An 11,642-nucleotide genomic window follows, 5' to 3' on the forward strand; every position below is an offset into this window, starting at 1 on the left:
AAAACAACTTTATACGCTTTTCTTATCCAGAGAGGTGGAGGGACTGGCCCGATGAAACCCGGCAACCTGCGCGATGCGCAAGGTGCCAATTCCTGCAGGCAGCGTATGCCTGAGAGATAAGAGTAGTAAAAAAACTCCTCTTATCTTAAATAAGAGGAGTTTTTTTATACCATTCAATTCCATGATGACTGAGGAGGATGACCATGACAGACATTCAAAAGTTGGAAACGTTAGCCGTCCACGGAGGACAAAACCCAGACCCGGCGACAGGCTCGCGCGCGGTACCGATTTATCAAACGACGTCTTACGTGTTTGAAAACACGGAGCATGCCCGCAAACTGTTCGCCTTGGAAGAGCCAGGGAACATTTATACCCGTATCATGAACCCGACAACCGATGTGCTTGAAAAAAGAGTGGCTAGCCTTGAAGGAGGCATTGGGGCTCTTGCTGTAGCTTCCGGCGCGGCAGCCATTACGCTTTCGATCCTGAATATCGCTCGTACTGGTGATGAGATTGTCGCCTCAAGCGACCTGTATGGCGGAACCTATAATTTGTTTGCGGTGACATTGCCGAAATTCGGCATCAATGTAAAATTTGTTGACGGCACGGACCCGGAAAACTTCAGAGCCGCGATTACCTCGAAAACAAAAGCTTTATTCGGTGAAATCATCGGCAATCCTAGCTTGAATGTTTTGGATGTGGAAAAAGTCGCGGATATCGCCCATGAAGCCGGCATCCCGCTAATCGTCGATAATACCTTTGCGACGCCTTATGCATGCCGGCCCGTTGAATGGGGTGCCGATATCGTCGTGCATTCGGCAACAAAATGGCTTGGCGGCCACGGCACGGCGATCGGAGGAATCATCGTCGATGGCGGAAAATTCGATTGGGCGAACGGGAATTTTCCGGATTTTACAACGCCTGATGAAAGCTACCACGGCATTCGCTATGCTCAAGATGTGGGGGAAGCAGCTTATATTACTAAACTCCGCGTGCAACTTTTAAGAGATATTGGCGCATCGATAAGCCCGTTTAATGCCTTTCTAATTTTACAAGGCATTGAAACCTTGCATTTGCGGATTCCGCAGCATTTTAAAAACGCGGAAAAAGTGGCCGAACACTTGCAAAAACATCCAAAAGTGGCTTGGGTCAGTTATCCAGGGCTCGCTGACCATCCGACACATGGCTTAGCGAAAAAATATCTCAACAACGGTTACGGAGGCATCGTCGTCTTCGGAATTAAAGGCGGAAGAGAAGCAGGCGCCCAATTCATCGACTCGCTGAAATTATGGTCTCACCTGGCTAATGTCGGCGATGCCAAATCCTTGGTCATTCATCCGGCGAGCACCACTCATCAACAACTCAGTCCAGAAGACTTAGTGAAAACAGGAGTGACGGAAGATTTGGTTCGCTTGTCTGTCGGCATTGAAAATGTGGATGACCTCATCCAAGATTTAGATCAAGCACTGGCTCAAATCGCCGTTCCGGTGTCCGCCGATTGAACGGGTGGGGCAGATGATTACGGAAAGCATTGCCCAAGTTCCGGTTTATGGAGATATCGCCATCGGTCCCGTGACATTAGAATCCGGAAGAAAACTTGAGCATGTTTCGTTAAGATTTGAGCAAGTCGGCGACCCGGATGCCCCTGTCGTTCTTGTCTGCCATGCTTTAACCGGAAGTCATGAAACCGTCGGAACCGTGAGCCGTAAAGGCTGGTGGCGCGGTCTTGTCGGTCCAAACCAAGCGATTGATACGAATCAATACCAAGTCATCACTTTTAATGCCCTTGGAAGTTGTTATGGCTCGACGGGGCCAACATCCGTCAATCCGAAAACGAATCAGCCTTATCAAAGCGAGTTTCCGTTTTTTACGATTCGCGATATGGCCATGGTGCAAGTAGAAGCCCTCAATTATCTCGGCATCGACCAAGTGGCTTGCGTCATTGGCGGTTCTTTGGGCGGCATGCAAGTGTTGGAACTGGCGGTGAGTTATCCGGAGCGTTTTCAAAAGGCAGTCTGTCTTGCCGCGACTCCCTATTTATCCGATTTTGGCATCGCCTTTAATTATATTGGCCGAAAAGCGATCACCGATGACCCACATTGGCAAAACGGATTTTACTCCTATGATCAAAAGCCTCAATCGGGTTTAGCGACCGCGAGAATGCTAGCCATGTTGACTTACCGTTCGCAAGATTTATTTAATCGGCAATTTCACCGCGAAGATCGGGAAGGCTGGGGGAAAAGCGCCACGGAAGATGCCTTTCAAGTTGAATCGTACCTGCGCTACCAGGGACAGAAGTTAGTCGAGCGCTTTGACGCCAACAGTTATCTTTATCTATTAAAAGCCATGGACACCCACGATATTGGCCGCGGGCGTGGGGGCTGGGAAAACGCCATGAAATCGATGAAGGCCGATTTGCTCGCGGTTAGTTTTACCGGTGACCTAATCTATCCATCCGATGTGATTCGGGAAATGGTCAACGTCCACCGCACCGTCAACGATCATTCTTCGTTTTTTGAGGTAGATACCCGTTACGGCCATGACGGTTTCCTTGTTGAATTTGAAAAATGGGGGGATAAAATTAAAACATGGCTGGAAGGCCATTCACTTAAACCCCATCGCTCCATTTAAGGCCTGATCATAGTAATCAACATTGTCCGCCCATTTCTTGTACTGGCGAGATTCCAGCCAGTATAAGTGCAACTAAGGCTCCACCTTTTCCTGAAAGGTTAAGTAGCCTGTAAAAGTGCAACTAAGGCTCTGCCATCGTCTAAAAGGCTTGGCAGGGCCATGTTTTTTGCTGTGCCAAGTCTTCTTTAACGAGGTGATGCAGCAGGCCGTTTTTTGCTAAATTCTACTCGTAAGAAAGGAAAAATTTTTTGGTCTGCATAAGCACGACTAAGTTTTTGTCTTCGTTTAAAAGAACCAAATTTAAAAATGTAAAAACCTGGAGCGTATGCTCACTTTGGCGTTGGAAAGAGCACCAAAATGCACAAAAACGTGATTTATGCTCACTTTTTATATGACAAAGGGCAGAAAATGCGCAGACGCTCCATAATATGGAAAAAGCAAAAGCTCAAATTGAAGCGCATACGCGATCATCAAATAGAACGAGCCAAGAAATCGCGCAAAAAACAGCGCTAAAACCGTTTTTTTTTTTTAACTTTCATGCATGTCACCATGGACAGCCAATGAGTTTCTCTCTGACAAACACATCAATTTTTGAATACGCCTGCCATCTTTTTTATACTGGTATGAGATATATCATTTAAAGGAGGGTGTCGGCCAACTTTTCTCACAAACAGTATGGATTAGTAATATGCCTACAGCCATAAGCAGGACGAAAGCTTTAGCTTCTCGCAAAAACCTAGCCGAGCCCAGTTTTAATAATATAAATAGGAAGAAACTTTTCGACCAAAGGGACATCCTTCACGTTGAAGTTGTTTCTTGATTTAAATTTAATACTAGATTAGAATGAGAATAGATTGAGAATAGCCGATCCATTGGGTATTCGATAAAAATAATGCGGAAAATGGAGGTCTTTTTATGTCTCAACCTGTACTTAAGATTGAAAATTTACATGTTGCCATAGAAGGTAAGGAAATTGTTAAAGGCTTCGACCTGGAAATTCATGGCGGCGAAATTCACGCGATCATGGGTCCAAACGGAACCGGGAAATCAACCTTGGCTTCAGCGTTGATGGGTCATCCAAAATATGAAATCACGGAAGGAAAAGTCACTTTCCTCGGACAAGATTTATTAGAAATGGAAGTCGACGAAAGAGCGCGTGCTGGGATGTTCTTAGCGATGCAATATCCAAGTGAAATCGCTGGTGTGACGAACTCCGATTTCTTGAGAACGGCGATCAATGCCCGCCGCGGGGAAGGTAACGAAATCCCGCTCATGAAATTTATTAAGAAACTCGATGAAAAAATGGCTTTGTTAGACATGGGCGAAGAGTTTGCCACACGTTACCTTAATGAAGGGTTCTCCGGTGGTGAGAAAAAACGCAATGAAATCCTCCAACTGATGATGCTTGAACCGAAATTGGCGATTCTTGATGAAATCGACTCTGGCCTTGACATCGACGCTCTTAAAGTCGTCGCAAAAGGCGTCAATGCCATGCGGTCACCGGAGTTCAGCTGCTTAATCATCACTCACTACCAACGTTTGCTTAACTACATTACCCCGGATAAAGTTCACGTCATGATGCAAGGGCGTATTGTCAAATCCGGCGGTCCGGAACTTGCCGAGCGCTTGGAAGCAGAAGGTTATGATGGCCTGAAAAAAGAACTCGGCATCGAGGAAGAAGAAGGAACGGTAGAGCAAGAAGCGTAAGGAGAATCAAACGAATAGGAGGATGACAATGGCTACGGAAATGAAAAACCTTCATTATGATACATCATATTTAGAAAACTTTTCCGGCCGCCGCGGTGAGCCCGATTGGTTTCTTGACTTAAGAAAAAAAGGGTTGGAACTCGCGCAAACACTACCGCTTCCGAAACCGGAAAAAACGCGGATCATCGGCTGGAATTTCACGCAATTCGAGCATGAGCTACCCACAAGAACGGTCGATGCCGTTGCGGATTTACCCGAAAACGTTCGATCGTTGATCGGTCAAGGAGAGCAATCAGGGAATTTGCTCGTTTTGCACAACGGCTCGACGGCCTATGCTACACTTTCAGAGGACTTAAAGGCCAAGGGTGTTATTTTTACGGATCTCGCAACAGCCTTGCGCGACCACGGCGACTTAGTGAAAAAGTATTATTTTTCAAAAGCAGCGAAGCTGGATGCACATAAATTAACCGCATTGAATGCGGCGTTAGTGAACAGCGGTCTCTTTCTGTATGTACCGAAAAACGTTGATATCGAAGTACCGCTTCAAGCTGTATTTTGGCTTGACCACGACAACGGCGGCTTAATCAACCACGTCATTATTGCTACGGAAGCGAATAGCTCGGTCACCTACGTTGAAAACTACTTGTCAACAACGAACAGTGGCCAAGCCGTGGCGAATATCATCACCGAAGTGTATGTCGGAGAAAATGCCCGCGTTCAATTCGGCGGTGTTGAATACTTGTCGAGCGATGTCACGACGTTTATCAATCGCAGGGGTTATGTCGGGCGCGACGGTAACTTACAATGGGCGCTTGGGCAAATGAATGACGGCGATTTAATTACGGAAACTTACAGTGAGCTCGCTGGTGACGGCTCCTCTGTTGACACGAAAGCAGTCAGCATCGGACGCGGTACGCAAAAACAAAATTTTGTTAACCGGATTAAACACTATGGCAAAAATTCAACGAGCAATATGCTCATCCATGGCGTGCAACGTGAGGAAGCACAAGCCATTTTCAACGGCATTACCAAAATCGAACACGGGGCCTCAAAATCAGACGGTGAACAAACGCAACGCGTCCTGATGTTGAGTTCGAAAGCCCGTGGCGATGCCAACCCGATTCTCCTCATCGACGAAGATGATGTCGTCGCAGGACACGCCGCTTCAGTCGGGCGCATCGACCCGATCCAACTGTATTACTTGATGAGCCGAGGCATTCCGAAAAATGAAGCGGAACGTTTAATCATCCACGGCTTCCTTGAACCCGTTGTCTCACAACTTCCGATTGAAGGCGTCAAGGAACAGCTCGCGGCAGTGATCGAAGGGAAAGTGCAATAATGGATATCGAAACCATCCGTGAACAATTCCCCATATTGCATCAGGAAGTAAACGGCGCTCCCCTCGTCTACTTGGATAATGGTGCCACATCCCAAAAGCCGAAAGCGGTCATTGAAGCGATGGAGCGTTATTATAAAGAATATAACTCCAATATCCATCGTGGCGTGCACACGCTTGGAACGCTCGCGACCGATGCCTATGAAGGGGCGCGCGAAAAAGTGCGCCGTTTCATCAATGCCGGATCGACCGAGGAAGTCATTTTTACCCGCGGGACGACAACGGCTTTGAATACGGTGGCTTATAGCTATGGGCGGGCCAATTTGAAAGAAGGCGATGAGGTCGTCATCACTCCGATGGAGCACCATGCGAACCTCATTCCGTGGCAACAAGCTTGTAAAGCGACGGGGGCAACGTTAAAATATATCCCGCTTCAATCGGACGGAACGATTGACCTTGACGATGTCAGAAAGACCGTAACACCTCGCACCAAGATCGTGGCGATGGCCCACGCCTCCAATGTGCTCGGCACGATCAACCCGGTGAAAGAAGTGGCAAAGATCGCCCATGAAAATGGAGCAGTAATGGTCGTTGATGGAGCGCAAAGCGCACCGCACATGAAAATCGATGTCAGAGACCTCGATTGCGACTTTTACGCCTTTTCCTCACATAAAATGGCCGGGCCGACCGGCATCGGCGTATTGTATGGAAAAAAAGCCTTGCTTGAGAACATGGAGCCGTTTGAAACCGGCGGTGAAATGATTGACTTTGTCGATTTATACGACTCCACATGGAAAGAGCTGCCTTGGAAGTTCGAGGCTGGCACGATGCCCATCGCTGAGGCGGTTGGTCTAGCTAGTGCGATTGACTTTTTAACGGAAGTCGGTTTGGAAAATATTCACGTACATGAAACGGAACTTGCCCGTTATGCGTTGGAATTACTAAGTGACATTGATGGCATCGAGATCTATGGACCGATGGAAAACCGCGTTGGCATCGTAACCTTTAACTTAAAGGGCGTCCACGCCCATGATTTATCGACAATTTTGGACACCATGGGCATTGCCGTTCGGGCCGGACACCATTGTTGCCAGCCTTTAATGCGATGGCTCGGCGTCTCCGCCACGGCCCGCGCCAGCTTTTATCTGTATAATACGAAGGCGGAAGTGGAAAAATTAGCCGACGGCATTCGGAAAGCGAAGGAGTATTTCGGCGATGTCCTTTAATAACTTAGATCAACTTTACCGGTCCGTCATTATGGACCATTATAAAAAACCGCGAAATAAGGGTACGATTGATGATGATGGGAAACTCACCGTCAATATGAATAACCCGACATGCGGTGATCGCATCGATTTACACATGAAAGTCGAAGATGGAAAAATTACGGATGCTAAATTTCTAGGCGAAGGCTGTTCGATCAGCATCGCCTCCGCTTCGATGATGACGGAAGCGATTAAAGGGTTAACCGTCGAAGAAGCTTTGCATATGGCCCGCATTTTTTCTGATATGGTTTTAGGTAAGGACTATCATGCAGAGGGCATAGACCTCGGAGACATTGAAGCGTTATCCGGTGTCACGAAGTTTCCGGCACGTATAAAATGCGCAACCCTCCCGTGGAAAGCAATGGAAAAGGGTTTTGCGCAAGAAAAATGGAACGAAGAAGATTAGCCAAAGCGGCTGTGTGACATAATAGATCCGTTCTTTTTTAGAACGACATGGAGCGAAAGCGTAACACCACTCGTTCCGGATCACATTCTTTAAGGAGGGATTGTCGATGGCGAAGAAAATGCCCGAAATCGGTGATTATAAATATGGGTTTAGAGACCCCGACGTCTCCGTGTTCCGCACGGATCGCGGTCTGACTAAGGAAGTTGTGGAAAGCATCTCGCGAATGAAAAACGAACCGCAATGGATGCTCGAATTCCGCTTAAAGGCGCTGGATCATTTTTATAAACGCCCGATGCCGCAGTGGGGCGCCGATTTAAACGATATTGATTTTGACGATATTACCTACTATGTCAAACCGTCTGAAAAACAAGGGAAAACGTGGGATGAGGTGCCGGAAGAAATCAAAAAAACGTTTGATAAACTCGGCATCCCTGAAGCGGAACAAAAATACCTGGCCGGTGTTTCCGCTCAATATGAATCCGAAGTCGTCTACCACAGCATGAAACAAGATCTCGAAGAAAAAGGGATTATTTTCAAAGATACGGACTCAGCGTTGAAAGAACACGAAGAACTTTTCAAACAATATTTTGCAACCGTCATCCCGTTTTCTGATAATAAATTCGCCGCGCTGAACTCCGCGGTTTGGTCTGGCGGTTCCTTCATCTACGTGCCACCGGGTGTGAAATGCGAAACACCGCTCCAAGCGTATTTCCGCATTAACTCCGAAAATATGGGGCAATTTGAAAGAACGCTCATCATCGTTGACGAAGGCGCATCCGTCCACTATGTCGAAGGGTGTACGGCACCGGTGTATACGACGAACTCGCTGCACAGCGCTGTCGTTGAGATCATTGTGAAAAAAGGCGGCTATTGCCGTTACACAACGATTCAAAACTGGGCAAACAACGTGTACAACCTCGTTACGAAACGTGCCGTCGCCTATGAAAATGCCACGATGGAATGGATTGACGGCAACATCGGTTCTAAAGTGACGATGAAATATCCGGCCGTCCTTCTTAAAGGGGAAGGCGCCCGCGGCAATACCCTTTCCATTGCCATTGCCGGAAAAGGCCAACACCAAGATGCTGGCGCGAAAATGATGCACTTGGCACCGAATACATCGTCCACCATCGTGTCGAAATCCATTTCGAAACAAGGCGGTAAAGTCACCTACCGCGGGCTGGTGCACTTCGGACGCAAAGCGACCAATTCGCGTTCCAATGTCGAATGCGATACGCTCATTATGGATAATCAATCGACATCGGACACGATTCCATACAACGAAATTTTGAACCAAGACATTTCACTGGAACACGAAGCCAAAGTGTCGAAAGTCTCCGAAGAACAGCTCTTCTATTTGATGAGCCGCGGCGTCTCCGAACAAGAAGCGACCGAAATGATCGTCATGGGCTTCATCGAACCGTTCACCAAAGAACTGCCGATGGAATACGCCGTCGAGATGAACCGTCTCATTAAGTTCGAAATGGAAGGTAGTATTGGATAAGCTGATATATCAAGGGTTTTTGCGTGGAAATAGTCGATTTGTCCAGGTTTTGTCCAAGTAATTAAGAATTTATATACCGCTGATACATCGCCAACGCGTCGTCTTCGATCTTCTTCGTGACGTGAAGGTAGGTATCAGCGGTCACTTTCACGCTTGCGTGTCCGAGCCTTTCGGACACGTATTTTATATTTGCGCCTGCTTCAAGCAAGTGAACAGCGTGAGTATGTCTTAAGGCATGGGGAAACCGGGGGCATGGGGAGGACAAAAAATTAGACATGAGGTAGGGTTCCTTCTTCTTTTAGTCTTTCTCCACGGGAAACCCTACCTCATTTTTTTGTAAATGACAACCTAGAAATTATACATCATCAAAATCAAAATCGCTAACATTTATATTATCGATATCATCAAAATCTATGCCTAGTTTATTTAATTTTTCCATTAATTCTGGTTTGGTTTCTAATATACAAACAGTAAAGTCATCAATTTTAAAAACTTTTGTTTTGTTTTTGACTAAGAAAAATGTCCATAAACGTGCTGGGTACTTATCATCATGATTATCTTTAACATATTTATAAAATGTATTTTTAGCTTCATCGTTTAATGGACCAGTAATACAGACGCTATTTTCCATGCCATCCCATTGGTTGACATTTATTTGTGGCAAATTTAAAAAATCTTTATATCCAGTAATGAGTGGGTTATAATCTTCCGTTGATTCTGTATCATCGGGAAAGAAGATTTCAAAAGCGTCACATTCATCAAAATAAAAATCGATCAGCGTTTCCCAGTGTGGGAAGTCAACAAGGTTTAATATAACAATTTTTTTTGTCATATGACACACCCTTTCTTAAGGAACAACTTCAACTGAAGGTAAGACAGGAATATAGCTAGTATTGTTTAACATTTCATTACCATCATCATCTAGTTGAATATCATAGATATCAATCCCGATTGTTGCTTCAGTTGGTTGCGGTTCAGTTATATAGTCCTTTGGATCGTAATCATCAGGTAGGCTTAAATTTGTCATATAAAATTTTAAGTTCCCTACAAAAACAGGTCCCCACGCAAGCCCAGCATTTGCGCTTGCCATATTTTTGGGCGTGTAGACTATAGTGAATAAAAGAAGAATGGCTAGTGTTAACACACTAATCCTTTTTAGCATAATATTGCCTCCATATTAATTTAATTATTAATATTGATTGGAATAAATTTTAAATATTTATTTTCTGCATTAAAAGAAATAATCCTTTTTCTAATATAAAAACTTTAACATTTACTTTATAATAATCACACAAGGGTAATGTATCATTTGGAAGAGTTAAAAGGGGCGTTTTTATGATAGACTATTTACTAAAATAAAATGGAGTTTGTAATAGCGGGATACCCCTAGTGATTAATCGCGGCTTGGATGTGTTGGCAAGCGCACATTGAAGACCGACTAATCGTCGGTTTTTTATATACCGCCGATTTTTCCATTAACTTCCCTTAGCCACGCTCAGATAATAAATAATTTTGTATGTCCAGCCTCTCACCACGGCCACTCATCGAAATCCCCACACCTGCCATTTAAGCATACCATTTATCACCATGGTGTTATTTTACATTGGATAAAGAACATACTAGAAATGTGTGAGGAAGTCGCGCGCCGCGCCCGCCAGGACGGCAAAGTCGGGCGAACCGTCTGCCTCGGCGTCGGCTACAGCAAAGCGGAAGGCGGCGGAGGCTTTCACCGGTCCAAAACGATGGAGCGGCCGACCAACATCACAATGGACATTTATCGCGCCTGCCTCGATCTTTTTCATAAGTTTTACGGCGGCCAGACCGTGCGCAAGCTTTCGGTGACGCTCTCCAACGTCTCCGATGATGACGGCTATCAGCTGGACCTTTTTGATCCGAACTATGAAAAGCGCCGCCGCTTCGGTTATGTGATGGGCCAAATCTGCGAAAAATACGGCTCGACCGCGTTGCTGCGCGCCGTCTCCTATACGTAAGCGGGCACCGCGTTGGAGCGAAGCAAGCTTCTCGGAGGGCATAGAGCGTGATCAATCTAGCCCCTTTTGCCGCTAAAAAACAAAGCGGAGAGGTGTAAAACACCTTCTCTGCTTTGTCCAAGTTTTGTCCAAGTTGGTGTGAAAAAACATCATAATTCATGAAAAACCATTTTTAAATAACCGCATAAAATCAAGGTTTTTTAAATGGCATTATACTGTGTGAAAACCATAAATAATCAAATTCGAAATGGAAGGCTCCATCGGTTAACCAACCAGTAAAAGGTTTGACCGATTCTCAAAAATAACCCTGGATCCCTCTAAAAGAGATCCGGGGTTTTTGGTTTTAATGTGACTTTTTATATCCCAGCCTTTTTCTTATTCGTTTTGACTTAGCTTCATAAGTTAACTCGCGAGGTACAACTGGTGCCCTTCGGATTATTGCTGTTTACCGTCAAGATTTGTCCGTTTACCGCTGGATTTTGGTTATTTACCGCACTAGGTTTGCAAATAGCTGGAATATAATTACATTTATGTGGAATGGCTCAAATCAATCTTGGCGATTTTTTAAAATACCATAATGATAAAAAGTTGGATTTCATTTATTATCCTTTAATGTAATTTAATGGAATTTGTTTTTCTTTTAATTAATGAAAAAAGGCAACGTTGTCTTAGAAATAGACAAGTTACCATTTTGTGGAATTCAATTATTTAACCATAAATTTGACTGCTTTTAGTTTTCTGGGATGTTTTCTCGGTCTTCCTGGTTTCCCTTTCTTTTTCCTCCCTTTTGAGGTTCGGCTGG

9 protein-coding genes, 2 pseudogenes and 1 riboswitch are annotated in these 11,642 nt (G+C 45.2%); of the genes and pseudogenes, 8 read left to right on the forward strand and 3 right to left on the reverse strand.

Annotated features, from left to right (window positions below; genetic code table 11):
* The first annotated feature begins 19 nt into the window (after positions 1-19).
* A riboswitch (SAM riboswitch) is annotated at positions 20-123 on the forward strand.
* A gap of 80 nt (positions 124-203) precedes the next feature.
* The 7 genes from H532_RS0115670 (at position 204) to sufB (ending at position 8,849) form a co-directional block, all read left to right on the forward strand.
* Positions 204-1,502: a homocysteine synthase gene (locus H532_RS0115670; RefSeq protein WP_038112732.1), complete on the forward strand. Its 1,299-nt coding sequence runs from the start codon at positions 204-206 to the stop codon at positions 1,500-1,502.
* Positions 1,503-1,515: 13 nt separating this feature from the next.
* A complete protein-coding gene (gene metX, locus H532_RS19175; RefSeq protein ID WP_051263382.1) occupies positions 1,516-2,631 on the forward strand; it encodes a homoserine O-acetyltransferase MetX in 1,116 nt (371 codons plus the stop codon).
* A gap of 915 nt (positions 2,632-3,546) precedes the next feature.
* Positions 3,547-4,338 (forward strand): Fe-S cluster assembly ATPase SufC, encoded by a 792-nt coding sequence (gene sufC / locus H532_RS0115685; protein WP_027726257.1) that lies wholly within the window; start codon positions 3,547-3,549, stop codon positions 4,336-4,338.
* 28 nt (positions 4,339-4,366) lie between these two features.
* Positions 4,367-5,677: a Fe-S cluster assembly protein SufD gene (sufD, locus tag H532_RS0115690; protein ID WP_027726258.1), complete on the forward strand. Its 1,311-nt coding sequence runs from the start codon at positions 4,367-4,369 to the stop codon at positions 5,675-5,677.
* Positions 5,677-6,900, forward strand: coding sequence for a cysteine desulfurase (locus tag H532_RS0115695; RefSeq protein WP_027726259.1), 1,224 nt, complete (start codon positions 5,677-5,679; stop codon positions 6,898-6,900). The genes sufD and H532_RS0115695 overlap by 1 nt, the downstream gene beginning before the upstream one ends.
* A complete protein-coding gene (sufU, locus tag H532_RS0115700; protein ID WP_027726260.1) occupies positions 6,890-7,345 on the forward strand; it encodes a Fe-S cluster assembly sulfur transfer protein SufU in 456 nt (151 codons plus the stop codon). The genes H532_RS0115695 and sufU overlap by 11 nt, the downstream gene beginning before the upstream one ends.
* A gap of 106 nt (positions 7,346-7,451) precedes the next feature.
* Positions 7,452-8,849 carry a Fe-S cluster assembly protein SufB gene (gene sufB / locus H532_RS0115705; RefSeq protein ID WP_027726261.1) on the forward strand — a complete coding sequence of 466 codons (1,398 nt, stop codon included), beginning with the start codon at positions 7,452-7,454 and terminating at the stop codon, positions 8,847-8,849.
* Between the two features lie 61 nt (positions 8,850-8,910).
* Here the strand turns inward: sufB and H532_RS20085 are convergent.
* From H532_RS20085 to H532_RS0115715, 3 genes and pseudogenes are all read right to left on the reverse strand, one after another.
* Positions 8,911-9,090 (reverse strand): annotated as a pseudogene (locus H532_RS20085) (tyrosine-type recombinase/integrase); the annotation flags it as partial.
* A 114-nt stretch (positions 9,091-9,204) separates the two neighbouring features.
* Complete coding sequence (locus tag H532_RS0115710) at positions 9,205-9,681, reverse strand: hypothetical protein (protein ID WP_027726262.1); 477 nt, start codon at positions 9,679-9,681, stop codon at positions 9,205-9,207.
* A 15-nt stretch (positions 9,682-9,696) separates the two neighbouring features.
* Positions 9,697-10,011: a hypothetical protein gene (locus tag H532_RS0115715; RefSeq protein WP_027726263.1), complete on the reverse strand. Its 315-nt coding sequence runs from the start codon at positions 10,009-10,011 to the stop codon at positions 9,697-9,699.
* Positions 10,012-10,465: 454 nt separating this feature from the next.
* Between H532_RS0115715 and H532_RS0115720 the strand changes: the two are divergent.
* Positions 10,466-10,840 (forward strand): annotated as a pseudogene (locus H532_RS0115720) (DinB/UmuC family translesion DNA polymerase); the annotation flags it as partial.
* Positions 10,841-11,642 lie beyond the last annotated feature (802 nt).

Origin of the sequence: Tuberibacillus calidus DSM 17572, from assembly GCF_000430685.1 — a bacterium.
GTDB lineage: Bacteria > Bacillota > Bacilli > Bacillales > Sporolactobacillaceae > Tuberibacillus > Tuberibacillus calidus.

Bases quoted from the DNA above. Each gene is read 5' to 3' on its own strand.
- H532_RS0115670 (WP_038112732.1), top strand. From the start codon at position 204: ATGACAGACATTCAAAAGTTGGAAACGTTAGCCGTCCACGGAGGACAA.
- metX (WP_051263382.1), top strand. From the start codon at position 1,516: ATGATTACGGAAAGCATTGCCCAAGTTCCGGTTTATGGAGATATCGCC.
- sufC (WP_027726257.1), top strand. From the start codon at position 3,547: ATGTCTCAACCTGTACTTAAGATTGAAAATTTACATGTTGCCATAGAA.
- sufD (WP_027726258.1), top strand. From the start codon at position 4,367: ATGGCTACGGAAATGAAAAACCTTCATTATGATACATCATATTTAGAA.
- H532_RS0115695 (WP_027726259.1), top strand. From the start codon at position 5,677: ATGGATATCGAAACCATCCGTGAACAATTCCCCATATTGCATCAGGAA.
- sufU (WP_027726260.1), top strand. From the start codon at position 6,890: ATGTCCTTTAATAACTTAGATCAACTTTACCGGTCCGTCATTATGGAC.
- sufB (WP_027726261.1), top strand. From the start codon at position 7,452: ATGGCGAAGAAAATGCCCGAAATCGGTGATTATAAATATGGGTTTAGA.
- H532_RS0115710 (WP_027726262.1), bottom strand. From the start codon at position 9,681: ATGACAAAAAAAATTGTTATATTAAACCTTGTTGACTTCCCACACTGG.
- H532_RS0115715 (WP_027726263.1), bottom strand. From the start codon at position 10,011: ATGCTAAAAAGGATTAGTGTGTTAACACTAGCCATTCTTCTTTTATTC.